Annotated in this window: 26 protein-coding genes and 2 pseudogenes; 20 read left to right on the forward strand and 8 right to left on the reverse strand. The window is 59.3% G+C overall.

The genetic code is table 11. The annotated features are described in order from the left end of the window. Window positions 1-90: 90 nt before the first annotated feature. Both CAG22_RS24060 and CAG22_RS24065 read left to right on the forward strand, forming a co-directional pair. Window positions 91-321, forward strand: a complete 231-nt coding sequence (locus tag CAG22_RS24060; protein ID WP_256582448.1) for an HNH/ENDO VII family nuclease — start codon at window positions 91-93, stop codon at window positions 319-321. Between the two features lie 2 nt (window positions 322-323). After that, window positions 324-786, forward strand: a pseudogene (locus CAG22_RS24065) (SMI1/KNR4 family protein). Between the two features lie 48 nt (window positions 787-834). Here the strand turns inward: CAG22_RS24065 and CAG22_RS24070 are convergent. Continuing rightward, on the reverse strand, window positions 835-1,122 hold the full coding sequence (locus tag CAG22_RS24070; protein ID WP_200900017.1) for a helix-turn-helix domain-containing protein: 288 nt from the start codon (window positions 1,120-1,122) through the stop codon (window positions 835-837). On the opposite strand from CAG22_RS24070, the gene CAG22_RS24075 reads away from it, so the two are divergent. From CAG22_RS24075 to gdhA, 10 genes and pseudogenes are all read left to right on the forward strand, one after another. Further along, the gene (locus CAG22_RS24075; protein ID WP_139833515.1) at window positions 1,106-1,936 is read left to right on the forward strand and encodes a hypothetical protein; all 831 of its coding nucleotides are present in this window, start codon (window positions 1,106-1,108) and stop codon (window positions 1,934-1,936) included. The genes CAG22_RS24070 and CAG22_RS24075 overlap by 17 nt on opposite strands. 99 nt (window positions 1,937-2,035) lie before the next feature. Continuing rightward, on the forward strand, window positions 2,036-2,341 hold the full coding sequence (locus tag CAG22_RS24080) for a site-specific integrase (RefSeq protein WP_046616158.1): 306 nt from the start codon (window positions 2,036-2,038) through the stop codon (window positions 2,339-2,341). Then, window positions 2,319-2,935 (forward strand): annotated as a pseudogene (locus CAG22_RS24085) (IS5 family transposase); the annotation flags it as partial. The gene CAG22_RS24080 and the pseudogene CAG22_RS24085, both read left to right, overlap by 23 nt. Beyond that, the gene (locus CAG22_RS24090) at window positions 2,868-3,182 is read left to right on the forward strand and encodes a DNA/RNA non-specific endonuclease (protein ID WP_085706329.1); all 315 of its coding nucleotides are present in this window, start codon (window positions 2,868-2,870) and stop codon (window positions 3,180-3,182) included. The pseudogene CAG22_RS24085 and the gene CAG22_RS24090, both read left to right, overlap by 68 nt. After that, entirely contained in the window at window positions 3,182-3,511 is a 330-nt protein-coding gene (locus tag CAG22_RS24095) for a hypothetical protein (protein ID WP_085618661.1), read from the forward strand. The genes CAG22_RS24090 and CAG22_RS24095 overlap by 1 nt, the downstream gene beginning before the upstream one ends. Before the next feature lie 568 nt (window positions 3,512-4,079). Next, window positions 4,080-4,307: a hypothetical protein gene (locus tag CAG22_RS28270; protein ID WP_139833516.1), complete on the forward strand. Its 228-nt coding sequence runs from the start codon at window positions 4,080-4,082 to the stop codon at window positions 4,305-4,307. Then, window positions 4,307-4,858 (forward strand): hypothetical protein, encoded by a 552-nt coding sequence (locus tag CAG22_RS24100; RefSeq protein WP_085706330.1) that lies wholly within the window; start codon window positions 4,307-4,309, stop codon window positions 4,856-4,858. The genes CAG22_RS28270 and CAG22_RS24100 overlap by 1 nt, the downstream gene beginning before the upstream one ends. A 57-nt stretch (window positions 4,859-4,915) precedes the next feature. Next, complete coding sequence (locus CAG22_RS24105; RefSeq protein WP_075043697.1) at window positions 4,916-5,170, forward strand: MafI family immunity protein; 255 nt, start codon at window positions 4,916-4,918, stop codon at window positions 5,168-5,170. 827 nt (window positions 5,171-5,997) lie between these two features. After that, complete coding sequence (gene ettA, locus CAG22_RS24110; protein WP_015268893.1) at window positions 5,998-7,665, forward strand: energy-dependent translational throttle protein EttA; 1,668 nt, start codon at window positions 5,998-6,000, stop codon at window positions 7,663-7,665. 314 nt (window positions 7,666-7,979) lie between these two features. Then, window positions 7,980-9,320: an NADP-specific glutamate dehydrogenase gene (gene gdhA / locus CAG22_RS24115; protein ID WP_085592570.1), complete on the forward strand. Its 1,341-nt coding sequence runs from the start codon at window positions 7,980-7,982 to the stop codon at window positions 9,318-9,320. 139 nt (window positions 9,321-9,459) lie between these two features. Here the strand turns inward: gdhA and CAG22_RS24120 are convergent, their stop codons facing one another. The 4 genes from CAG22_RS24120 to CAG22_RS24135 form a co-directional block, all read right to left on the reverse strand. Continuing rightward, entirely contained in the window at window positions 9,460-9,957 is a 498-nt protein-coding gene (locus tag CAG22_RS24120; protein ID WP_085706331.1) for a GreA/GreB family elongation factor, read from the reverse strand. Window positions 9,958-10,024: 67 nt separating this feature from the next. Continuing rightward, window positions 10,025-10,381, reverse strand: coding sequence for a hypothetical protein (locus CAG22_RS24125; protein WP_085706332.1), 357 nt, complete (start codon window positions 10,379-10,381; stop codon window positions 10,025-10,027). Between the two features lie 221 nt (window positions 10,382-10,602). Then, window positions 10,603-12,456 carry a DUF4105 domain-containing protein gene (locus CAG22_RS24130; protein WP_085706333.1) on the reverse strand — a complete coding sequence of 618 codons (1,854 nt, stop codon included), beginning with the start codon at window positions 12,454-12,456 and terminating at the stop codon, window positions 10,603-10,605. A 74-nt stretch (window positions 12,457-12,530) separates the two neighbouring features. Continuing rightward, window positions 12,531-13,019, reverse strand: a complete 489-nt coding sequence (locus CAG22_RS24135; RefSeq protein WP_003256313.1) for a DUF3015 domain-containing protein — start codon at window positions 13,017-13,019, stop codon at window positions 12,531-12,533. Between the two features lie 253 nt (window positions 13,020-13,272). On the opposite strand from CAG22_RS24135, the gene CAG22_RS24140 reads away from it, so the two are divergent. The 5 genes from CAG22_RS24140 to CAG22_RS24160 all read left to right on the forward strand — a co-directional run bounded on the left by CAG22_RS24140 (window position 13,273) and on the right by CAG22_RS24160 (window position 18,067). Further along, window positions 13,273-15,711 (forward strand): Lon protease family protein, encoded by a 2,439-nt coding sequence (locus CAG22_RS24140; RefSeq protein ID WP_085619571.1) that lies wholly within the window; start codon window positions 13,273-13,275, stop codon window positions 15,709-15,711. A gap of 161 nt (window positions 15,712-15,872) precedes the next feature. Continuing rightward, window positions 15,873-16,211 carry a hypothetical protein gene (locus CAG22_RS24145; protein ID WP_003247487.1) on the forward strand — a complete coding sequence of 113 codons (339 nt, stop codon included), beginning with the start codon at window positions 15,873-15,875 and terminating at the stop codon, window positions 16,209-16,211. Between the two features lie 200 nt (window positions 16,212-16,411). Then, window positions 16,412-16,900 (forward strand): TIGR00645 family protein, encoded by a 489-nt coding sequence (locus CAG22_RS24150; RefSeq protein ID WP_003247486.1) that lies wholly within the window; start codon window positions 16,412-16,414, stop codon window positions 16,898-16,900. 158 nt (window positions 16,901-17,058) lie between these two features. Continuing rightward, window positions 17,059-17,364 (forward strand): DUF6482 family protein, encoded by a 306-nt coding sequence (locus CAG22_RS24155; RefSeq protein ID WP_015268897.1) that lies wholly within the window; start codon window positions 17,059-17,061, stop codon window positions 17,362-17,364. A gap of 85 nt (window positions 17,365-17,449) precedes the next feature. Beyond that, the gene (locus CAG22_RS24160) at window positions 17,450-18,067 is read left to right on the forward strand and encodes an FKBP-type peptidyl-prolyl cis-trans isomerase (RefSeq protein WP_025337633.1); all 618 of its coding nucleotides are present in this window, start codon (window positions 17,450-17,452) and stop codon (window positions 18,065-18,067) included. A 118-nt stretch (window positions 18,068-18,185) separates the two neighbouring features. Here CAG22_RS24160 and CAG22_RS24165 read toward each other — a convergent pair whose 3' ends face one another. The 3 genes from CAG22_RS24165 to CAG22_RS24175 all read right to left on the reverse strand — a co-directional run bounded on the left by CAG22_RS24165 (window position 18,186) and on the right by CAG22_RS24175 (window position 20,013). Next, complete coding sequence (locus tag CAG22_RS24165) at window positions 18,186-18,431, reverse strand: hypothetical protein (protein ID WP_003256316.1); 246 nt, start codon at window positions 18,429-18,431, stop codon at window positions 18,186-18,188. A gap of 84 nt (window positions 18,432-18,515) precedes the next feature. Then, window positions 18,516-18,857 carry a zinc ribbon domain-containing protein YjdM gene (locus CAG22_RS24170; RefSeq protein ID WP_009686103.1) on the reverse strand — a complete coding sequence of 114 codons (342 nt, stop codon included), beginning with the start codon at window positions 18,855-18,857 and terminating at the stop codon, window positions 18,516-18,518. Window positions 18,858-19,044: 187 nt separating this feature from the next. Continuing rightward, window positions 19,045-20,013 carry a polyprenyl synthetase family protein gene (locus tag CAG22_RS24175; protein WP_003256318.1) on the reverse strand — a complete coding sequence of 323 codons (969 nt, stop codon included), beginning with the start codon at window positions 20,011-20,013 and terminating at the stop codon, window positions 19,045-19,047. A gap of 244 nt (window positions 20,014-20,257) precedes the next feature. On the opposite strand from CAG22_RS24175, the gene rplU reads away from it, so the two are divergent. The 3 genes from rplU (at window position 20,258) to cgtA (ending at window position 22,284) form a co-directional block, all read left to right on the forward strand. Beyond that, window positions 20,258-20,572 (forward strand): 50S ribosomal protein L21, encoded by a 315-nt coding sequence (gene rplU, locus CAG22_RS24180; RefSeq protein ID WP_003247466.1) that lies wholly within the window; start codon window positions 20,258-20,260, stop codon window positions 20,570-20,572. A 38-nt stretch (window positions 20,573-20,610) separates the two neighbouring features. Beyond that, window positions 20,611-20,868: a 50S ribosomal protein L27 gene (gene rpmA, locus CAG22_RS24185; protein WP_003247464.1), complete on the forward strand. Its 258-nt coding sequence runs from the start codon at window positions 20,611-20,613 to the stop codon at window positions 20,866-20,868. Between the two features lie 189 nt (window positions 20,869-21,057). Then, window positions 21,058-22,284, forward strand: a complete 1,227-nt coding sequence (gene cgtA, locus CAG22_RS24190) for an Obg family GTPase CgtA (RefSeq protein WP_025337634.1) — start codon at window positions 21,058-21,060, stop codon at window positions 22,282-22,284. Window positions 22,285-22,296 lie beyond the last annotated feature (12 nt).

A 22,296-nucleotide genomic window follows, 5' to 3' on the forward strand; every position in this document is an offset into this window, starting at 1 on the left:
GTCTATCAGCGGAATGATTTATTTGATCCTAATTTGCAAACTGGTTGGCGTGAAGGTGGCAAAGTCATAACAGGTAGTAATGTTGAGGGTATGGCCTCTGGTCGAGCGCCCATAGGTGTAGATGGCAAGTCGGTGAACCTGCACCATATGACGCAAACACAGTCAGGGCCTATTGCAGAAATGACGCAAAGTTTTCACCAAGCCAATAGCGCAACTATTCACATTAACCCTAATGCAATTCCTTCTGGTATTGATAGGGCAGCTTTTGATAGGTGGAAGGTGCAGTACTGGAAGCAACGATCTGCAGACTTTAGGAATTGAGAATGAGCCAAGTTACGACGCATCAAATTGAGGATTTAGTATCACTGCATCCTGATATCGTGTGCTTTGGTAGCCAGGCCGATTGCGTGGGTGATGACTGGATTGAGAAGGCCGAGCAGCGGCTAGGACTTGAACTGCCAGGGTCGTACAAGTGGTTTTTTAAAGACGTATGCGGGGGGCGAGATTGGTACTGAAGAAATTTACAGTATCTATGGCGTGGACTTTGAGGGTGTCAATGGAGGGGATATTGTCTATCAGCATATTGTGGGCATAAAAAATAATCTGGTAGATGGCAAAAAGCTTGTGATTAGCGAAACTGATATGGGGGAAGTCTTTTTCTTTGACTATTCAAAGTTTAAAGATGGTGAGTGTCCCGTGAATCTTCGACTTCCGTCTGGTGAAGATGTTAATTACGCTTCAGATTTTTATGAGTTTTTATATAAACGAATTTCTGCTCATATTTGATAGGTGTCCTCATTCTGCACCGGCCATGCGCCGTGTTGTTTTATCTGCTTACTGCAAAATCTCCTTTCCTTCGCTGCTTGCTTTGGTCGTGGCCTGAGCGATCAGGGCATCGAGCATCTGCGCAACGAATTTCTGTTGGCTTTTAGATAGCTGCTCAATGGCTTCCAGTTGCTGTTGCCATTTTGGAGCAGGCCCACGTTTACGCACAGTGGTTTCCTTCTGCTGACCAAACAGCTCTTCGAATGTGGTCGAAAGCAGCCTGGCCAGCTCCGGCAACGCCGCTACCTGGATACGCCGCTTGCCGGACTCATAGGCTTGGATGGTCTGCTGGGACACGCCCAGCCGTTCAGCCAAGTGGGTTTGGCTGCTGGCCGACGCCGAAAAACAGGCGATTACGCGCCTGCATCAGAATGCCCAGCGGCTGATCAAAACCGTGGCGTTCGCCGATCAATGGACCTTTCTTTCGGACAAAACCCGTACCCGGCGCGACCACATGAAATACCTGACGCTGATTCGCTGCATTGCCTTGCTGCATCAGCATCAACGCCCAGTCAAACACATTGAGCACCGAGGCAAGTCGTTGGCTTACATCGAGGTCACGAAGGGCGACATCGTGTTGGCCAATCGGCTGGCCCACGACATTCTTGGGCGCACCCTGGACGAACTGCCGCCGCAAACGCGGCGTTTGCTGGAGTTATTGCAGGGCTGGGTCGAAGCCCGAAGCCAGGCGCAGGGGCTTAAAAAGAATGAGTTTCGGTTTGGTCGCAAGGACGTGCGCGAGGCCACCGGTTGGGGGAATACCCAGTTAAAAATCCATTTGGGCCGACTGACCGAACTGGAATACCTGCTGCCGCACCGCAAGGGGTTAGCGCATGAATACACCCTCACGTATGACGGCAAAAGCGGTCATCAACCGCATTTGATGGGCCTGATCGATGCCGACCAACTCGACAACACATCCGCTCGGTCGGGGGATTCAGAAAAACGATCGGACTCAGGTCGGGCCATGGTCGGTACTCAGTCGGACACCCTCAACCATGCGCAAAGCCACGCCGTTTCTGGCGTTGAGGCCGAAGCGGTCGGTCTGAACGAAAAACCACTGATCCAGCATCCACAAAACAACCACTCCGCGTTGTCCAGCGCCGTCTAAGTCGAGGTGGTTATGCCGAAAAAAGACGAGAGCAAAAAACAGCGTGTTTCGGAACAAATCATTGGCCCACTAGGCGATCCCGGCAGCCTGTATTTTCAGATGAAACAGTTTCTGCAATACCAGCGTGAGCGTGGTTATTCCGAGCGCACCGTGGGCAACCGCGAAAGCCTGTTGATTGCGTTTATCCATTGGTGTGACGAACGCGGTTTGACCCGGCCCCAGGAAATCACCCGACCCATTTTAGAGCGCTATCAGCGTCATCTTTTTTTGTATCGAAAAGCCGATGGCGAACCGCTGTCGACCCGCAGCCAAACGGTGCGCATCACGCCGATTCGGGTCTGGTTCAAGTGGCTGACCAAGACCAATCGCATCTTGTACAACCCGGCTTCACCTGAGATTGAATGAGCAAGGCTTGATTGATCTGCAAACCTGGATGATCGACTCAACCGCAGTACGTGCAACCCGAGCCTCATCTGGCGCTCGGAAAAAAGGGGGCCTGACGAACCTGCCGATCACGCTCTAGGCCGCAGTCGCGGTGGCCTGACAACTAAGATTCACATGCTCTGCGACGCCAACGGGACACCGTTGCGCTTCCTCCTCTCTGGCGGTCAAGCCAGTGACATCAGCTACGCACAACCACTGCTGGACGAAGTCAGCATTCCATCAAACCAACCTGGCCGCCCGCGCAAGCGCTGCAAATGGTTGCTCGCCGACAAGGGCTACGACGCCGAAACGCTGCGCCGATACTGCGACCAGTACCGTATGCAACCCGTCATCCCGATGCGCTCTATGAAGCGCAAACCCAAGCCTGGCTTACCCAGACTGTTTGATGGGCCCAAATACTGACAGCGCAACATCATTGAACGCATTTTTGGCTGGCTGAAAGAGAATCGCCGCATCGTCACACGCTTCGACAAGCTCGCGAAAAGCTATGCCGCCATGGTCTCACTGGCTTGTTCCATGCGGTGTTTGCGACATCTCTTTTCGTACGGAGCCTAGTATATTCAACGGACCTGGGGAGAGGTTGAACCTCCTTCCCATGAATGGGAGCTTGAATAAAGGTACTTGGAAATCTATGGGGGATACATGGGCGTCCGCACTCAAGGAGGGAAAGCAAGTTAACGTAAAGATTGAGGCTATTTATTCTGGCAATAGTGTTCGGCCAGAAAGCTTTAATGTGCAGTATTCAATAGGTATTGCTCGTCCAAAAGAGATTTTATTCAAAAATTCACCGGGTGGAAATTGATGCGTAGTGATGATGATATCTACAATGACATTGGGGGTATTCTGTTTGAGATTGCTCCCGATGGAGCCTGTAAAGTTATTATGCGTGCACAACTATCCCAGGAGCTAGATAGCTGTGAGTATGAGTATGACTACATTGATGTACAAGGTAACGTTGCCTGGTTTACGGCAGGCGGGCGAGTCAATACAGATATTTTAGATCTTTTAATAGAGTTGCGTCGTTGGTATGTTGAGAATAAACTGACAGGAGGACTGCCAGCGTGGAGTGGCTGTGAGGTGGCCTTGGACTTGATTAAATTTAAAATTTGCATCGACTTTATTTATCCTTGAGAATTAAGTGGCAAGTTTAGATGTAGAGGCTTAGGCTGAATGTGGTGTGCTTTTGGGAAGTGTCAGCCTTTTTGTGTGCGAGCCGGTAACGGCCTGCCGTCTGGCAGGCCCTGATTTTCACTGGGTCGGCCTGATGAACCGATCTCCGTACAAATCGCGAATTTGATTCATCGCACTTTTCCAATCCTGCGCCGCTGAGCCCCAGTTCGCCGTCATGTTTCGCAGGCCCAGCCAGATCAGCAGAGGCAATCAATGAACGGGCACGTCAGGACGGCTTGCTCGGCTCGACCTTGGCGCCGGTGGATGTGCCAGGAATCATTAATCTTGTCGATAAAGGTGCTACGCGGGATGATGTAGTCAAGTTAGCGGCGGTGGTGATACTAGGCAAAGCTACCAGCGGTGCAAAAGGTACTGCAACAGATCCGAAGGCATCAAAGATCACTATGATCATCACTTGAATATGGTGGATGACATAAAGGATTAACTTTCGTCTCAAGGGTTGAGAGTCAGCGAAAAGGAAATGTCATTCGGTAGCTCCTGCGGAACTGGTCGTTGTAGGCCAGATATCGTGGCCGAAGCACCTGATGGGACCTTGAGAATTATTGAGGTTAAGACAGGGGGCGCGGACTTCAGTATTCGTCAGTCAGAATTTTTCCCTCAAATAAAAGATGGGGCTTCAATTCCAAGAGGGAAAGTTTCCGAAAGTTTTGGCCTCACGCCAGGCGTACCAATAAAGGATCAAGGTTATCCTAACGGTATCCCTATTGAGATAATGAATTTTCCTGGTGCTAAGTGATGAAGGAAAAAGATGTGGCTTCAATTTTGACGGAGCAGGGCTGGGTTTGTAGCAAGGATGAAGTCGGGGATTATTTTTGCGTGACAGATGTTGATGGGGTTAAAGTTCAAGTAATCCCGTCTGTGAAGAAGCGCTCGGATCATTTTCGGGTGTCACTTATGCCATCGGTTTCGACCAAAGAATTCTCGGAAACTGTTGCGTTTGTGTGGGGAGAGGGGAGCGGATATTCGCCGGTAATAGTTAGTAATGAGCCTCCGGAGAAGTTGCCTGAATTTTCTAGTGATGATGTTCTCAGGATGTCTGAGAAAGCCATGTCTTGGGCACGCTCTCAAAATATTGAGTCCGGCCTGATGGGTTATAGAAGTCTGCCGACTGACAGTAAAGGCGCGATGCCCCTTCGGCACTTGGCTGCATTGGCAATAGCTGGTGACGTTGAACGATTGAACGGTTACAAGAAGAGCTTTGAGATGGGAGACAGGCTTGGTTTTGTACCCTGCATTACTGATGGCATGATTGATCGGGCAGTCTTGAAAGCCAAACTTGCAAAATAGATTTTTTCTTGAGCGCTACACGCTGAAGCGTCGCGGCTGATCAATGAGGTAAATTTTATGTTTGCAGATCGTATTATTGAATTCGGGAAGAAATTCGACGGCCGATTGGAAGCTGGCCTGCTCCAAGGGGCTTTGGACTATGTCGCGTACAATGAGGAAGGCCTAGCCTTTGAGATACTATGCGATCACATTTGTGAATTTGATATTTCTATTACGGACGACGAGTACCAGGAGGCAGTTAGACTTATCACAGATCTAGGGTTTGATTTAGATGAGGGTCCATTTAAGCACTTGGTGGGATTGAAGAAATAAAATCCTAGGGGTCGGTTGGTGCAAAAGGCGCAGGTGAGGTTGCCTCTATTGGCGGAAAGACCTGTGTTTATAACTGCGTTGTTGATGGCATGACGAGATTAATTTAATTGGTCATGAAATGAAGTTTGGTATTGAATTTGTATATAGTAATTAGATTAAGTTCATATTCATCCAGGCACCGGCTTCGACCAAAGCCAGCAGCGAAGGAAGGGAGGCTTGGCTTGAGCGATCAGGGTATCGAGCATCTGCGCAACAGAGTGTGGGTGATGCCGTGTTCTTTGCGCAGGCGGGCAATTCGCTCGCCCACGGCAATGAAAAATTCACGTTTTTCGCTGGTGATGCTCAGTCCGCAGGCCAAGCCCCGTCTTGGTCTATACCAGCGTACTCCGCTTTGCTCAGCCTCCCTTTGTCCAATGATGAACATGACTACCTTTCTGCCACCCAGCAGGCGAACAGTTGAGCGTGTCGCACGTAGTTGAGATGATAGCCAGCTTGGCAGCGGCGACGACTGGCGCAGGCGCCACAGGAGCGAGCAGCCTGCCGGCTCTGAGCGTCATGGCGAGGTCGATTTTTTGAAGCGAGAACATGAGGTAGGGCGGAAAAGGCTGCTTCACTGCGTTGCACCACCCAGCGACCGCATCCAGACCCCCGGCCAATCCTCGCCAGCTGCGCAACGGATCATTTTCATGGCGAGAAGGCTGTTTACGCGTTTTTGCAGCCCCAATTAACAGCGCGACGCCAGACAACGAATTTTTTGGCAATGGCAGCCCGGTCAAATTCACGTGGGCTGCCCGGTATTTCTTAACCTTTAGACTGGGGTATCCAGAATGGCTCAATACGTCTACACCATGCATCGGCTGAGCAAGGTCGTGCCGCCGAAGCGGGAAATTCTCAAGAACATTTCCCTGTCGTTCTTCCCGGGCGCCAAGATCGGCGTGCTCGGCCTGAACGGCGCCGGTAAATCGACCCTGCTGCGGATCATGGCGGGCGTCGACAAGGAATTCGACGGCGAAGCCCGTCCGATGCCCGACATCAACGTTGGCTACCTGCCGCAGGAACCGCAACTGGACCCGAACAAGTCGGTGCGCGAAGTGGTCGAGGAAGCGGTCAGCGTGATCAAGGACGCCCAGGCGCGCCTGGACGAGGTCTATGCCGCCTACGCCGAACCGGATGCCGACTTCGACAAGCTGGCCGCCGAGCAGGCCAAGCTGGAAGCCATCCTGCAGGCCGCTGACGGCCACAACCTTGAGCGCCAGCTGGACGTTGCCGCCGACGCTCTGCGCCTGCCGGCCTGGGACGCACGCATCGAGCACCTGTCCGGTGGTGAGAAGCGCCGCGTGGCCCTGTGCCGCCTGCTGCTGTCGGCCCCCGACATGCTGCTGCTGGACGAACCGACCAACCACCTGGACGCCGACTCGGTGGCCTGGCTGGAGCGCTTCCTGCACGACTTCCCGGGCACCGTGGTAGCCATTACCCACGACCGTTACTTCCTCGACAACGTCGCCGGCTGGATCCTGGAACTGGACCGCGGCGCGGGCATCCCGTACGAAGGCAACTACTCGGGCTGGCTGGAAGCCAAGTCCGAGCGCCTGGCGCAGGAATCCAAGCAGCAGTCCGCCCACGAGAAGGCCATGAAAGAGGAACTGGAATGGGTGCGCAAAGGCGCCAAGGCCCGCCAGTCCAAGTCCAAGGCCCGTCTGCAGCGCTTTGAAGAAATGCAGTCGCAGGAATTCCAGAAGCGCAGCGAAACCAACGAGATCTACATCCCGGCCGGTCCGCGCCTGGGCGACAAGGTCATCGAGTTCAAGAACGTCACCAAGGGCTACGGCGATCGCGTGCTGATCGACAACCTGTCGTTCTCCATGCCTAAAGGCGCCATCGTCGGTGTGATCGGTGGTAACGGTGCCGGTAAGTCGACCCTGTTCCGCATGCTGATGGGCAAGGAACAACCGGACTCGGGCAGCATCGAGATCGGTGAAACCGTGCAGCTGGCCTGCGTCGACCAGAGCCGCGAGGACCTGGACGGCGGCAAGACCGTGTTCCAGCAGGTTTCCGACGGGTCCGACATGATCCGCATCGGCAACTACGAGATCCCGTCGCGTACCTATGTGGGCCGCTTCAACTTCAAGGGTGGCGACCAGCAGAAGTTCGTCAAGGACCTGTCCGGTGGTGAGCGTGGCCGCCTGCACCTGGCCCTGACCCTGAAGGAGGGCGGTAACGTCCTGCTGCTCGACGAACCGTCCAACGACCTCGACGTCGAAACCCTGCGTTCGCTGGAAGAAGCCCTGCTGGACTTCCCGGGCGCGGCGATCGTGATCTCCCACGACCGTTGGTTCCTGGACCGTGTGGCTACCCACATCCTGGCGTACGAAGACGACTCGAACGTGGTGTTCTTCGAGGGTAACTACACCGAGTACGAAGCCGACCGCAAGAAGCGCCTGGGCGATGCTGCTGCCCAGCCGCACCGTGTACGGCACAAGAAGCTGGCCCAGTAAGCCGGTGTTCTGATGCACAAGAATGGGGCCCTTTGAGGCCCCATTTTTGTGCCTGGCTGGAAAGTGGTGCTGGCTTCATTCGCGGGCATGCCCGCTCCCACAGGAGCCCCTGGAACCCAAGGCCTGTGGTGAACCTGTGGGAGCGGGCGCGCCCGCGAATGAAGCCGCCGCCGCCCCGGGTTTTGTATACACTTATAGAAAACGCACCAAATAATTTCAAAAAAACGACATTTCGCCCTATTCCGGTGCGATTGCTTCTTGGTACATTCGTGAAAAAAACCAATAAGTCCAATCCTCTTGGTGAGATGTCTACCATGATCGAATCTGTCGACAATTTCCTCGCGCGCCTGAAGCAACGCGACCCGGCCCAACCTGAATTCCACCAGGCTGTGGAAGAAGTGCTGCGCAGCCTGTGGCCATTCCTCGAGGCCAACCCGCATTACCTGCAGGCCGGCATTCTGGAGCGCATGGTCGAGCCCGAGCGCGCCGTGCTGTTCCGCGTGTCCTGGGTCGATGACCAGGGCAAGGTGCAGGTCAACCGCGGCTACCGCATCCAGATGAGCAGCGCCATCGGCCCGTACAAGGGCGGCCTGCGCTTCCACCCGTCGGTCAACCTGGGCGTGCTGAAGTTCCTGGCCTTCGAGCAGGTGTTCAAGAACTCCCTCACCTCGCTGCCCATGGGCGGCGGCAAAGGCGGCTCGGACTTCGACCCCAAAGGCAAGAGCGACGCCGAAGTCATGCGCTTCTGCCAGGCGTTCATGAGCGAGCTGTACCGCCACATTGGCGCAGACCTGGACGTCCCTGCCGGCGACATCGGCGTGGGTGCCCGTGAAATCGGCTTCATGTTCGGCCAGTACAAGCGCCTGGCCAACCAGTTCACTTCGGTGCTGACCGGCAAGGGCATGACCTATGGCGGCAGCCTGATCCGCCCGGAAGCCACCGGCTACGGCTGCGTGTACTTCGCCGAGGAAATGCTCAAGCGCCAGGACAAGCGTATCGATGGCTGCCGCGTGGCGGTTTCCGGTTCGGGTAACGTGGCCCAGTATGCCGCGCGCAAGGTCATGGACCTGGGTGGCAAGGTGATTTCGCTGTCCGACTCCGAAGGTACCCTGTACGCCGAAGCTGGCCTGACCGATGCCCAGTGGGATGCGGTGATGGAGTTGAAGAACGTCAAGCGTGGCCGCATCAGCGAACTGGCCGCGCAGTTCGGCCTGGAGTTCCGCAAGGGCCAGACCCCGTGGAGCCTGCCGTGCGACATCGCCCTGCCGTGTGCCACGCAGAACGAGCTGGACGCCGAAGACGCCCGCACCTTGCTGCGCAATGGCTGCATCTGCGTGGCCGAAGGCGCCAACATGCCGACCACCCTGGAGGCTGTGGATATCTTCCTGGAAGCGGGCATTCTGTATGCCCCGGGCAAGGCCTCCAACGCCGGCGGCGTGGCCGTGTCGGGCCTGGAGATGTCGCAGAACGCCATGCGCCTGCTGTGGACTGCCGGTGAGGTGGACAGCAAGCTGCACAACATCATGCAGTCGATTCACCATGCTTGCGTGCATTACGGTGAAGAGGCGGATGGCAGCATCAACTACGTCAAAGGTGCGAACATCGCAGGCTTCGTGAAAGTGGCTGATGCGATGCTGGCGCAGGGCGTCGTTTGATCTGAGGCCGTTGGGGCCGCTTTGCGGCCCTTTCGCGACACAAGGCCGCTCCTACAGGTACCGCGCATGTTCAGAAATGACGCGGTCCTTGTAGGAGCGGCCTTGTGTCGCGATGGGCTGCAAAGCAGCCCCCAGGTCCTCAATCTTCACCCAAAACCTCAACCACTTCGATCACCTGCTCCCCCACCGGCCGCCGCCAGACCACCTCATCCCCAGGCCCTGCCCCGAGCAAAGCCCGCCCCAACGGCGAACCCCAGTTGATCAACCCCCGCCCGGCATCCGCCTCATCCTCGCCCACCAGCCTTACCACTTGCTCCTGGTCCTGCCCATCGACAAACCGCACCCGGCTACCAATCTGCACCTTGCTGCGCGATGTCGCCGCCGGCACCACCTGGGCACTCTGCACCCGCGCGCTGAAGTAGCGCAGGTCCCGTTCGGTATCCGCCAGCCGCTGCTTGTCGCCACGTTCGCCCTGTGCCTGCAGTTCGCTGCGCAGGGCGTTCAGTTCGGCCACGCGCTCCTGCAGCTGGCGCAGGCCACTGGCGGTCACGTAGTTGGGTTGTTCGCTGACCCGTCGCTCGACCGGCTGATCAGCCTGGGCGGCGGCCTGGTCTTCGTTGACGAATGCTCGGCTCATGCGTGGCCTCCTTGTGCAGGAGACCATCATCGCAGGCCGCCGGTTTCAAGGGATGTCCGTTTGCGACTCAGTTGTGGCGATAGGCGCGTGCGGCGTCGCGGTCCTTTTCCTGCTCCCAGTCGCGCTCGCGCTGGTCCCAGAAGCGCTCGTGGTACTGGCGCTGTTCTTCGCTGTTCTGCATGGCGTGGCACTGGCGAAAGCCGTCGTCCCAGCCGCTTTCGTACTGGCGCTCGTGCAGGTAGCGCGGCACGTCCTTGCGAAAGCCGCCGACCATCAGTCCTGCCGCCTGGCGGCCGCTGCTGCAGCCATCCTGAAAGCCATCGGCATAGGCGGGGGGATAACCCTGGTGGACCATCTGCTCGTGGGTGGTTTCGCAACCAGACAGCAACAACGCCATGCACACGCCGAACCAGTACCGCGACATAACCACAAAACCCTCCGGTTGATACTGGAAAGTCTAGGTGGCGATTTGTCGGGGGGGCGTTAAAACAGTGTCAAAGAGTCGGTTGGTTCACACTGTGGCCTGTACCGGCCCTATCGCCGGCAAGCCAGCTCCCACAGGTACTGCACATGCCTTGAATCCTGTGATCATCCTGTGGGAGCTGGCTTGCCGGCGATAGGGCCAGTGCAGACAACCGATGCTTTTCAGTAGTGATACCACTTCAACTCCAGCATCACCTCGTTCTGCGCCGTAGCCAGGTGGCTGAATTCCCGCGAAGCACTCAACCGCACCCCCAGGTTCTGGCTGATCTCCCACTGCTGGTTCAAACTCACACTGCGCCGTACCTCGCCATTGGTGAAGTAGTCGCCCTTGGCCTCCAGCGTCATGTTGCCCAGCCCGTTGCGCCACAGCAGCCCGCCATTGAAGCCCGCCGCCGGGGCGATGAACTGGGCAAAATCATTGTGGTGCTCGATCCGCACCGTGCCCAGGGCAAAGCCCAGCAACCCGTCGGCCAGTTGCCAGGTGCCGCCGGCCCCGCCGTTCACATGGCTCACCAGCACTTCGTCATCATGCTTGCCCGGCACGCGCTCCAGCCCGCCGGCCACCTGCCACGACCAAGGCTTGAGCAGCTCGTTGCGCGGCGTCAGCGAGCGGATGGTGGCCAGGTCCAGGCGCTGCACCTGCCAGTCATTGCCTTCGTACTGGCGCAGCTTCAGCTGCAGGATCTCGATCTGCGCCCCCAGCGGGAAGCCATAGGCGTTGTCATTCAGGTCGTGGTAGGCCATGCGCAGGCCGTACTCGGCGTAGGCGCGGTCTTCGCGGGTGCCCACGCCAAGCTGCCAGGTGCGTGAATCATGGCCGTCCTCGGGCAGGCCCGGGCGCTCGATCTGCAGGGGCGGTGGCGGGTTGCTGTTGATCGCCCGCAGCAGTTCGAAACTGCGCTTGGCTTGCCCTGGGTCGCGCTCCTGGCCATTGGCGCGGTAACGCTCCAGGCGGTACGCGGCATCCTGCACCAGCGCCTGGCGCTGGCGGGGGAGGGCCTTGAACTCGGGGCTCTGCAGGTGAGTGGTGTCGGCGCTTGCAGCCAGCACCTGGCGCTTTTCGCCGTGATCGAGTGGCTCGGCCCGAGCCAGCAGTTCACGTTCTCGAGAGGGGCGGTACGTCTCGCTGGCGACCATGCCGGACTGCTTCACGGCCTTCACCGTGTCGGTCGGGATGGCGGTCAGCGGAAACTGCGAGGTCAGGTCCAGGCTCGGGCGGGCCACCTGCAGCAGTTCCAGCAGGCGGTACGAGCAGTTTTCGTCGAAGAAGAAGTAGTCGAACTGGATCTGCTTCAGCTCCCACACATGTTCGACCATGCGCCCGGTTTCTTCCGGAGTCAGGTCCAGCTGGTACTCCCACAGGTCGCGGTTTTCCAGGCTGCGGTATTCGGACAGTTTTTCCTGGTAGGGCATCAGCGCGAACAGGCCCGGGTAGCCGCCCATCAGGCCCTTCCAGGCGTACAGGATGCTGTTGTCGCTGCCTTCGATGTAGGCGCCGAAGTTGATCGCGTAGCTCAGCAGCGTGGTGTCGTCGCTGCGGGTGTTGGACTGGTCGATGCGCAGCAAGGTGTGGCCGAACATCGATGACGGGCTGTTCAGGTAGGCCGCCGGGAAGATCAGCGCCGCACTGTGCGGGTCGATCGACTGGTACCAGGTGGTGAATTCCTGGCAGTCCGGTTGCGGCAAGTCTTGCAGGTCGAGCTGTTCGCGCAGCCAGCGGGTGCGCGCCGGGAATACGCACTGGGCATGCTTGTCGCCGAGGCTGGCCGGGGCGTACAGCGCTTCGACCGTGGCTTGCAGCTCTTGGTCGGGGTGGTGCGCGCCATCCTCGGCGAGGAAGAACGCATCATCGTCCACATAGCTGCGCCAGCCACCCAGCTTGGCGGTTTCGTAATGGCCCAGGGCAATCCAGTAAGGGGTGTTGGCCAGTTGCTGGACACGGCCTTGGTCCAGCACGGGCGCGGCATGAACAGGGGCGCAGGCACACAGCGCCAGGGATACGAAGCGTTTGAGCATGTCGGGCAACTACTTCTTAACGATGCCGAAAAAAGGCGAAACCCGCCCCGGGGCCGGGGCGGGAGCAGCTGCACTCAGGCCTCGGTTGCGTATTTGGCTAGGCGTGGGTCGTTCTTCAGAACAGCCAGGGTGTTGCTGTGGACGGTTTCGGCAGTGACGTCGGCGCTGCTGAAGATCTGGTTGAAGTGCTGGTGGGTGACCGATGCGAAGTAGCCACGGTCTTCCGGGGCCACGCCGAGAACCACGGCATAGGTGGTCAGTGCTTCGCCCTGGCCCATGGCCATGTCTTCGGAAAGCTCATTCATCATGCCGTTCATGGCGAACCACGACTTGCCGCCGTAGGTCAGCGACGCCTTGGTCGAGCAGCCGTTGGTGCCGGAGGTCATGCCGAAGGTGGCGTTACCGGAGGTGCCGTTGGTGGTGGAAGCCAGGAAGTGTGCCGGAGTGCCGCGCTGGCCTTCGAACAGCATGTTGCCCCAACCGCAGTTCGGGCCGCCAGGCGCTTCGGCCATGGCATTGATCGAGACCACGGTGAACAGAGTACCCAGAAGAATCCGTTTCATAGCATTTGTTCTCTATTTGACTTAACCAAGGGTCAGGGTTTCTGGCAACTCGGTTGCCAGGTCGGGAAAGCTTTTCACCCACCCGCGCAGCTTGGAGTTTAGGCACGATCTAAGAGTTGCGTTGTTGATTGCGAAAAATTTGCGGTTACATGACCCGCACCGGCTGCGACATAAAGTCCCGTGGAGCCTTGCAAGGCGCGCGCGGGCAGCGCCAGAATGCTGCGTATCTGCCCCGCCGAAGTAAGGAAACCCAATGCCCGATCCTGTCGCTGCGCGCCTGCGTCTCGCGCCTGAAGCCCTGACCCGGCGTTTCTCCCCCGAGCAGTTTGCCTTTACCAATACCGACGATCTGGAGCCGTTTCGCGGAGTCCTGGGCCAGGAGCGTGCTGTCGAGGCCCTGCAGTTCGGCGTGGCCATGCCGCGCCCTGGTTACAACGTGTACGTGATGGGCGAGCCCGGCACCGGCCGCTTCTCGTTCGTCAAGCGCTACCTCAAGGCCGAGGGCAAGCGCCAGCAGACCCCGGCCGACTGGGTCTACGTCAACCACTTCGATGACACCCGTGAACCCCGCGCACTGGAGTTGCCGTCCGGCAGCGCCGGGGCGTTCATCACCGACATGAACGGGCTGATCGACAACCTGTTGTCGACCTTCCCGGCGGTGTTCGAGCACCCGTCGTACCAGCAGAAGAAAGGCGCCATCGACCGCGCCTTCAACCAGCGTTACGACCGCGCCCTGGATGTGATCGAGCGCGCCTCGCTGGAAAAGGACGTGGCCCTGTACCGCGACGCCAGCAACGTCGCCTTCACCCCGATGGCCGACGGCAAGGCGCTGGATGAAGCCGAATTCGCCCAGTTGCCGGAAGAGGTGCGCGAGCAGTTCCACGAGGATATTGCCCTGCTCGAGGAACGCCTGAACGAAGAGCTGGCCAGCCTGCCGCAATGGAAACGCGAGTCGAACAACCAACTGCGCCAGCTCAACGAAGAAACCATCACCCTGGCCCTGCAACCGTTGCTGGCGCCGCTGTCGGAGAAGTACGCCGAGAACGCTGCGGTCTGCGCCTACCTGCAGTCGGTGCAGCTGAACCTGCTGCGTACCGTGGTCGAGCAACTGGTCGATGACAGCAAGACCGACGCGGCCGCGCGCAAGCTGCTGGAAGAGCAGTACGCCCCAAGCCTGGTGGTCGGCCACCACGCCGACGGCGGTGCGCCGGTGGTGTTCGAACCGCACCCGACCTACGACAACCTGTTTGGCCGTATCGAATACAGCACCGACCAGGGTGCGCTGTACACCTCGTACCGCCAGCTGCGCCCGGGCGCACTGCACCGCGCCAACGGCGGCTTCCTGATTCTGGAAGCCGAGAAGATGCTGGGCGAGCCGTTCGTCTGGGACGCGCTCAAGCGTGCGCTGCAGTCGCGCAAGTTGAAGATGGAGTCGCCACTGGGCGAGCTGGGCCGGGTGGCCACCGTCAGCCTGACACCGCAGATGATCCCGCTGAACATCAAGCTGGTCATCATCGGTTCGCGCCAGCTGTATTACGCGCTGCAGGACCACGACCCGGACTTCCAGGAGATGTTCCGGGTGCTGGTGGACTTCGACGAAGACATGCCCATGGTCGACGAGAACCTGGAGCAGTTCGCCCAGCTGTTGCGCACCCGCACCAACGAAGAGGGCATGGCGCCACTGACCAGTGACGCGGTGGCGCGCCTGGCCACCTACAGCGCCCGCCTGGCAGAAAACCAGTCGCGTCTGTCGGCGCGTATCGGCGACCTGTTCCAGCTGGTCAGCGAAGCCGATTTCATCCGCCAGCTGGCCAGTGACGAAATGACCGACGCCGGGCACATCGAGCGTGCGCTCAAGGCCAAGGCCACCCGTACCGGGCGTGTTTCGCAGCGGGTGCTGGACGACATGCTCGCCGGCATCATCCTGATCGACACCGAAGGCGCTGCCATCGGCAAGTGCAACGGCCTGACCGTGCTGGAAGTGGGGGATTCGGCGTTCGGTATGCCGGCGCGCATCTCCGCCACCGTGTACCCGGGCGGCAGCGGTATCGTCGACATCGAGCGCGAGGTCAACCTCGGCCAGCCGATTCACTCCAAGGGTGTGATGATCCTCACCGGCTACCTGGGCAGCCGCTATGCCCAGGAGTTCCCGCTGGCGATCTCGGCGAGCATCGCCCTGGAACAGTCCTACGGCTATGTGGACGGTGACAGCGCCTCGCTGGGCGAAGCCTGCACGCTGATCTCGGCCTTGTCGCGCACACCGCTCAAGCAGTGCTTCGCCATTACCGGCTCGATCAACCAGTTTGGTGAAGTGCAGGCGGTGGGTGGGGTCAACGAGAAGATTGAGGGCTTCTTCCGCCTGTGCGAGGCGCGTGGCCTGACCGGCGAGCAGGGGGTGATCATCCCGCGTGCCAACGTCGCCACGCTGATGCTCGACGAGCGCGTGCTGCAGGCAGTGGAGAACGGCATGTTCCACGTGTACGCCGTCAGCCAGGCCGACGAGGCGTTGAGCCTGCTGGTGGGCGAGGAGGCCGGTGTGCTGGATGACAAGGGCCAGTTCACCGAGGGCAGCGTCAACGCCCGGGTGGTGGAGCGCCTGCGTGAGATTGCCGAGATGATCAGCGAGGAAGAAATCGAGAAGGCGGAGAAAGAACGCCTGGAAGAGGTAATTGCCCAGGCCAAGCCGGCCTGAGTCAAGAAACCGGCGCTAGCGGCGATGTGCTACCGTTCAGCGCCGGTTTTCCATCTTTCTATGCCGTTCTTCTATGCTGGAACTTAAGGACGGTATCAGCGTTCAGGATGGAAACAGCCTGAGGTTCAGGCTGAACAAGGCTTTTTGGAGGGGGCGCGGCCATGCGCAATCTCAGCCTCACACGCCAGTGCCTGGGCCTGGTGACCCGCATCGAATGCAGCATCCGTCCGCTGGCCGGGGACAACGGCATGTGGACGCTGCTGTTCGCCGCCGGCATGGCCGGTGAACAACCGTCCGCGATCAAGGCCCAAGGGCCGTTCCATGGGCCGTTGGTGGCCGAGTCTGTGCTCAATGCCATTGTCGACAGCCTGACCTTGCATGGGTATCAGGTGGCCGAGGATCCGCAGATCTGGTGTTTGCATTTGCAGGCGCAGTTGCGGCGGATCAATGGTGAGCGGTGTCGGAATCTGGGGGATTACCAGTTTCATCCTGAGACCTGAGTAACTTTTACTGGCCTCATCGCCGGCAAGCCAGCTCCCACAGGTAAAGCAAAGGCCACAGGTCGGTGATCAACCTGTGGGAGCTGGCTTGCCGGCGATTGGGCTGCAAAGCAGCCCCGATTCACCGGGCTTTTGCTGTAACAGGTGGCTGGCTATACTCGCCGTCGCTTTTTTAGTCACCTGATGAGTCCCAACCCTCCATGGAACGTATTCTCGAAAATGCGATGTATGCCTCGCGCTGGCTGCTCGCCCCCATCTACTTCGGCCTGTCCCTCGGCCTGCTGGCCCTGGCGCTGAAATTCTTCCAGGAAGTGGTCCACGTCCTGCCCAACGTCTTCGCCCTCAGCGAAGCCGACCTGATCCTGGTGATCCTGTCGCTGATCGACATGTCGCTGGTGGGCGGCCTGCTGGTGATGGTGATGATCTCCGGCTACGAGAACTTCGTCTCGCAACTGGACATCGACGAGAGCAAGGAAAAGCTCAACTGGCTGGGCAAGATGGACTCTTCGTCGCTGAAGATGAAGGTTGCCGCGTCGATCGTGGCCATTTCGTCCATCCACCTGCTGCGGGTGTTCATGGATGCACAGAACATCTCCACCGATTACCTGATGTGGTACGTGATCATCCACATGACCTTCGTGGTCTCGGCATTCTGCATGGGCTATCTGGACAAGCTGACCAAGCACTAAGCCTGTCAGGCCTCTTCGCAAACCCTGTGGGAGCGGGCAAGCCCGCGAAGAGGCCGGCACGGTCCACCTGACGAGCGGCGTCAGTCATGCCTTGTGCATTCTCCCTTTCTGTACAAAAAATGAGCTCTCATGCGTGGTTCCCATCGCGAGGTGCTCTCATGAACCTGCATCAGCTCAACACCGAGGCCAGGGCTGGCCATGTCGACGAACTGAACCTGATCGCCATCGAAGGCGGTGACTACCTGCTCGAGGCCCGGATCAAAGGCCACCCCCACCCCCTGTCCGATGCCCGTGGTGAACGCTTGCGCGTGCATTCGGTGGAGGATGCGCGCAAGTTGCTGCAAACCATCCCCATGGTCTCGATGAACCTGGTGCACTGGTCGGTGCAGGACGAAATGTGCGGTATGGGCACGCACCCGGAAGAAGACTTGAAGGTACCGATTTCCCAGCGCTCGGCCTGGTAGCTGCTCGCAGCGCCCCAGTGTGCTAGGCTGCTCGCCCTTTTCATCAAGGGCGCGGCTTCACTGCGCCCTGCAGTGGAGCACGACAATGTCCGAACTCAACCTGTCCACCGACGAAACTCGCGTCAGCTACGGCATCGGCCGTCAGCTGGGCGGCCAGCTGCGCGACAACCCGCCACCAGGCGTCAGCCTGGAAGCCATCCTGGCCGGCCTGACCGACGCCTTCAACGGCGCCGACAGCCGCGTCAGCGAAGCCGACCTGTCGGCCAGCTTCAAGGTCATCCGCGACGTGATGCAAGCCGAAGCAGCCGCCAAGGCTGAAGCCGCTGCTGCCGCTGGCAAGGCATTCCTGGTCGAGAACGCCAAGCGTGATGGCATCACCACCCTGGCTTCGGGCCTGCAGTTCGAAGTACTGACCGCAGGCGAAGGCGCCAAGCCGACCCGCGAAGACAACGTGCGCACCCACTACCACGGCACCCTGATCGACGGCACTGTGTTCGACAGCTCCTACGACCGTGGTCAGCCGGCTGAATTCCCGGTAGGTGGTGTGATCGCTGGCTGGACCGAAGCCCTGCAGCTGATGAACGCTGGCAGCAAATGGCGCCTGTACGTGCCGAGCGAGCTGGCCTACGGCGCCCAAGGCGTTGGCAGCATCCCGCCGCACAGCGTGCTGGTGTTCGACGTCGAGCTGCTCGACGTTCTGTAATGCCGCTGGGGCCGCTTTGCGGCCCATTCGCGACACAAGGCCGCTCCTACAGGGGAACGCATGCACCTGTAGGAGCGGCCTTGTGTCGCGATCGAGGGCGAAGCCCTCGCCAGGTCCGTCAGTTCCAGTCTGTCCCCCCGGGGCGCAACGCCCGCGCATAGCAGAACAGAAACAGATTCCGCACCAGCTCCTTGAGCACCCCCGGTTCACTCGAGTTCAGCCCGCTCATGTCCAGGTCGCCCTGGTCGCGCAGCTCGTCGAGCGCTTCTTCTTCAAGCACCGCGCACACTTCGCCGGTTTCCCGATGAAGAATGCGCAGGTAGGGGTGAGGGCGGTCCAGCCAGGCGTCGATCAGATAAGTCATGGCTATTCTCCTTGGATAGCAGTCCCATTGAGAATAATTCTTATTACCTGAATAGCAAGCGCCAATTGCCGGTTTTTTGGAAAATCAGACCTTGCGTACGAACTCGGACTTCAGCTTCATGGCGCCGATGCCGTCGATCTTGCAGTCGATGTCGTGGTCGCCATCGCACAGGCGGATGTTCTTGACCTTGGTGCCGACCTTGACCACCAGGGACGAGCCCTTGACCTTGAGGTCCTTGATCACGGTGACGGTGTCGCCATCCTGCAGGATGTTGCCGACCGAGTCCTTCTTCACCACCTCGTCGCTGGCCGCTTCGGCGTCGCCGCTGGCCGACCACTCGTGGGCGCATTCAGGGCAGATCAGCTGAGTGCCATCCTCATAGGTGTATTCAGAGTTGCATTTCGGGCAGGGTGGCAGAGTGCTCACTTCGGTTCCTCAAACAAACAGACGGGCGGTTAAAAACCCGAATTGTATAAGGTATTTTTTCAGAAGTGATTATGTCCGGACAAAAGCATTCGCGGGCTTGCCTACTCCCACAGGATCTGCGCTACCTTTGAGGCTTGCGCGGTCCCTGTGGGAGCGGGCAAGCCCGCGAAGAATACGACTCGGTCTATCAGTGAGTACGCGCGACCGCAAACTCGCTAAGCTCGACCAGCGCATCACGATATTCGCTGGCCGGCAGCACTTCCAGGCACTGGATGGCACGCTTCACATAGTCACGCGCCAGCTCCGCCGTGTACTTCAGCGCACCCGACTCCTCGACCGCCACGCGAATCTGCTCCAGGTCTTCCAGGCCACCCTTCTGGATCGCCTGGCGCACCAGCGCAGCCTGTTCGGCGGTGCCTTCGCGCATGGTGTAGATCAGCGGCAGGGTAGGCTTGCCTTCGGCCAGGTCGTCACCGACGTTCTTGCCCAGGGTCTGCGAGTCGCCCTTGTAGTCCAGCAGGTCGTCGACCAGCTGGAACGCCACGCCCAAGTGGTCACCGAAGGTACGCAGGGCCTCGCGCTGTTCGTCGGTGGCTTCGGCCAGCGCGGCGGCGCTGTGGGTCGAAGCTTCGAACAGCATCGCGGTCTTGCCGCGGATGACCTCCATGTAGACTTCCTCGGTGGTGCTGGCGTCGCGTACCCGCGACAGCTGCAGCACTTCACCCTCGGCAATCACGCGGGTGGCCTTGGACAGGATCTGCATGACCGGCATCGAGCCCAGTTCGACCATCATCTCGAACGAGCGCGAATAGAGGAAGTCGCCCACCAGCACGCTCGGCGCATTGCCCCACAGGGCATTGGCGGTGGAGCGGCCACGGCGCATGCCGGACATGTCGACCACGTCGTCGTGCAGCAGGGTAGCGGTGTGCAGGAATTCGATGGTGGCAGCCAGCAGGCGCAGGTCGTCGCCTTCGCGGCCCAGGGCCTTGCCACACAGCAGCACCAGCAGGGGGCGCAGGCGCTTGCCACCGGCGGACGTGATATAGTCGCCGATCTTCGATACCAGCGGCACGCGCGAGGTCAGCTGCTTCTTGATGATCTCGTCGACGGCGCTGAAATCATCAGCCACCGCGCGGTAGAAGGATTGGGGTTGCATCGGCTGCTCCAGTGAGGTTGCGCGGCATGCTAGGTCGCAGGTCCCGGTGTGTCAAGGCGCGGTGCCAGCGCCCCGGGGGCGGTACTTGCAAGCAAAACCGCGGTTGCGTACAATCGCGCACCCTAACTTCCTGGGCAGCACCTGCCTTACGCAATTGCGCCGGGCCGTTCCAGCCCTGTGCAGCCATGCCAGCCAATACTCATCATATAAAGCGCTGGGTGAGCAGGATTATCGGAGAAATACCATGTCTTACGCAGTAATCGTTACCGGCGGCAAGCAGTACAAAGTCGCTGAAGGTGAATTCCTCAAGATCGAAAAACTGGAAGTCGCCACTGGCGAATCCGTGACCTTCGATCGCGTCCTGCTGGTCGCCAACGGTGAAGAAGTCACCATCGGTGCTCCAGTTGTTGCTGGCGCCAAAGTAGTGGCCGAAGTCGTTTCGCAAGGCCGCCACGACAAGGTTCGCATCATCAAGTTCCGTCGTCGTAAGCACCACATGAAGCGTATGGGCCACCGCCAGTGGTTCACCGAGATCAAAATCACCGGTATCCAGGCTTAATCCCCTAGATCCCCTGAATTTATTTGGAGAATTGAACCATGGCTCACAAGAAGGCTGGTGGTAGTACTCGTAACGGTCGCGACTCAGAATCGAAACGCCTTGGCGTGAAGATGTATGGCGGCCAGGTTATCAAGCCAGGCAACATCATCGTCCGTCAGCGCGGCACCGAATTCCACGCTGGCTACGGCGTTGGCATGGGCAAGGATCACACCTTGTTCGCCAAGATCGAAGGCGTGATCAAGTTCGAGAAAAAAGGCGAGTTCATGCGCCGTTACGTGAGCATCGTCGCCGCTTAATCGCGACGTCGCTCCAGAAGCCCCGTCATGCGACGGGGCTTTTTCGTTTGTGGTGAGCCTCTTGCAAAGCTGTTTGTATGGGCTGCCGGCGTGGGTTTCTACGGTCGTACGGGGCCGCCGCGCTCATTTTTGCAAGAGCCTCAGGTTTTTCAGGTATTCAACTCGCCAGCAGGCGAGAGGCGGTTTTGAATGAAGTTTGTTGACGAAGTATCCATTCGGGTCAAGGCCGGTGACGGTGGCAACGGTTGCATGAGCTTCCGTCGCGAGAAGTTCATCGAGAACGGTGGCCCCAACGGTGGTGACGGTGGCGACGGTGGTTCGGTGTACATGATCGCCGACGAAAACCTCAACACCCTGGTCGACTATCGCTACACCCGTCACCACGAGGCCCAGCGTGGCGCCAACGGCGGCAGCACCGACTGCACCGGCAAGAAAGGCGACGACCTGTTCCTGCGTGTGCCGGTCGGCACCACCGTGATCGACGCTTCCACCCAGGAAGTGATCGGTGACCTGGTCACCCCGGGCCAGAAGCTGATGGTCGCCCAAGGCGGCTGGCACGGCCTGGGTAACACCCGCTTCAAGTCCAGCACCAACCGTGCACCGCGCCAGACCACCCCGGGCAAGCCAGGTGACCAGCGTGACCTGAAGATGGAAATGAAAGTGCTGGCCGACGTCGGCCTGCTGGGCCTGCCGAACGCCGGCAAGAGCACCTTCATTCGCTCGGTTTCGGCCGCCAAGCCGAAAGTGGCCGACTACCCGTTCACCACCCTGGTGCCGAACCTGGGCGTGGTCAGCGTCGACCGCTGGAAGAGCTTCGTCATCGCCGACATCCCCGGCCTGATCGAAGGTGCTTCCGAAGGCGCCGGCCTGGGTATCCGCTTCCTCAAGCACCTGGCGCGTACCCGCGTGCTGCTGCACCTGGTGGACATGGCGCCGCTGGACGAAAGCAGCCCGGCCGATGCCGCCGAAGTCATCGTCAACGAGCTGACCCGCTTCAGCCCGTCGCTGGCCGAGCGTGAGCGCTGGCTGGTGCTGAACAAGGCCGACATGGTCATGGAAGACGAGCGCGACGAGCGGGTCAAGGAAGTGGTCGAGCGCCTGCAGTGGGAAGGCCCGGTCTACGTGATTTCGGCCATCTCCAAGCAAGGCACCGAAAAGCTCAGCCACGACCTGATGCGCTACCTCGAAGACCGCGCCGACCGCCTGGCCAACGACCCGGCCTACGCCGAAGAGCTGGCCGACCTCGACCAGCGCATCGAAGACGAAGCCCGTGCCCAGCTGCAGGCCCTGGACGACGCCCGTACCCTGCGCCGTACCGGCGTCAAGAGCGTGCACGACATCGGCGACGATGACGGTTGGGACGATGATTTCGAGGACGACGAAGACGGCCCGGAAATCATTTACGTGCGCGACTGACCGGTTGCAGTA

The organism is Pseudomonas sp. B8(2017), assembly GCF_002113575.1.
Classification (GTDB): Bacteria; Pseudomonadota; Gammaproteobacteria; order Pseudomonadales; family Pseudomonadaceae; genus Aquipseudomonas; species Aquipseudomonas putida_Z.

Bases quoted from the DNA above. Each gene is read 5' to 3' on its own strand.
- CAG22_RS24080 (WP_046616158.1), top strand. From the start codon at position 2,036: ATGAAACAGTTTCTGCAATACCAGCGTGAGCGTGGTTATTCCGAGCGC.
- CAG22_RS24165 (WP_003256316.1), bottom strand. From the start codon at position 18,431: ATGACTTATCTGATCGACGCCTGGCTGGACCGCCCTCACCCCTACCTG.
- CAG22_RS24135 (WP_003256313.1), bottom strand. From the start codon at position 13,019: ATGAAACGGATTCTTCTGGGTACTCTGTTCACCGTGGTCTCGATCAAT.
- CAG22_RS24145 (WP_003247487.1), top strand. From the start codon at position 15,873: ATGCGCAATCTCAGCCTCACACGCCAGTGCCTGGGCCTGGTGACCCGC.
- CAG22_RS24105 (WP_075043697.1), top strand. From the start codon at position 4,916: ATGTTTGCAGATCGTATTATTGAATTCGGGAAGAAATTCGACGGCCGA.
- rplU (WP_003247466.1), top strand. From the start codon at position 20,258: ATGTCTTACGCAGTAATCGTTACCGGCGGCAAGCAGTACAAAGTCGCT.
- CAG22_RS24140 (WP_085619571.1), top strand. From the start codon at position 13,273: ATGCCCGATCCTGTCGCTGCGCGCCTGCGTCTCGCGCCTGAAGCCCTG.
- CAG22_RS24120 (WP_085706331.1), bottom strand. From the start codon at position 9,957: ATGAGCCGAGCATTCGTCAACGAAGACCAGGCCGCCGCCCAGGCTGAT.
- CAG22_RS24160 (WP_025337633.1), top strand. From the start codon at position 17,450: ATGTCCGAACTCAACCTGTCCACCGACGAAACTCGCGTCAGCTACGGC.
- CAG22_RS24100 (WP_085706330.1), top strand. From the start codon at position 4,307: ATGAAGGAAAAAGATGTGGCTTCAATTTTGACGGAGCAGGGCTGGGTT.
- CAG22_RS24125 (WP_085706332.1), bottom strand. From the start codon at position 10,381: ATGTCGCGGTACTGGTTCGGCGTGTGCATGGCGTTGTTGCTGTCTGGT.
- CAG22_RS24155 (WP_015268897.1), top strand. From the start codon at position 17,059: ATGAACCTGCATCAGCTCAACACCGAGGCCAGGGCTGGCCATGTCGAC.
- CAG22_RS24095 (WP_085618661.1), top strand. From the start codon at position 3,182: ATGCGTAGTGATGATGATATCTACAATGACATTGGGGGTATTCTGTTT.
- CAG22_RS24090 (WP_085706329.1), top strand. From the start codon at position 2,868: ATGCCGCCATGGTCTCACTGGCTTGTTCCATGCGGTGTTTGCGACATC.
- CAG22_RS24075 (WP_139833515.1), top strand. From the start codon at position 1,106: ATGGTCTGCTGGGACACGCCCAGCCGTTCAGCCAAGTGGGTTTGGCTG.
- rpmA (WP_003247464.1), top strand. From the start codon at position 20,611: ATGGCTCACAAGAAGGCTGGTGGTAGTACTCGTAACGGTCGCGACTCA.
- CAG22_RS24060 (WP_256582448.1), top strand. From the start codon at position 91: ATGGCCTCTGGTCGAGCGCCCATAGGTGTAGATGGCAAGTCGGTGAAC.
- CAG22_RS24150 (WP_003247486.1), top strand. From the start codon at position 16,412: ATGGAACGTATTCTCGAAAATGCGATGTATGCCTCGCGCTGGCTGCTC.
- gdhA (WP_085592570.1), top strand. From the start codon at position 7,980: ATGATCGAATCTGTCGACAATTTCCTCGCGCGCCTGAAGCAACGCGAC.
- CAG22_RS24175 (WP_003256318.1), bottom strand. From the start codon at position 20,013: ATGCAACCCCAATCCTTCTACCGCGCGGTGGCTGATGATTTCAGCGCC.
- CAG22_RS24130 (WP_085706333.1), bottom strand. From the start codon at position 12,456: ATGCTCAAACGCTTCGTATCCCTGGCGCTGTGTGCCTGCGCCCCTGTT.
- ettA (WP_015268893.1), top strand. From the start codon at position 5,998: ATGGCTCAATACGTCTACACCATGCATCGGCTGAGCAAGGTCGTGCCG.
- cgtA (WP_025337634.1), top strand. From the start codon at position 21,058: ATGAAGTTTGTTGACGAAGTATCCATTCGGGTCAAGGCCGGTGACGGT.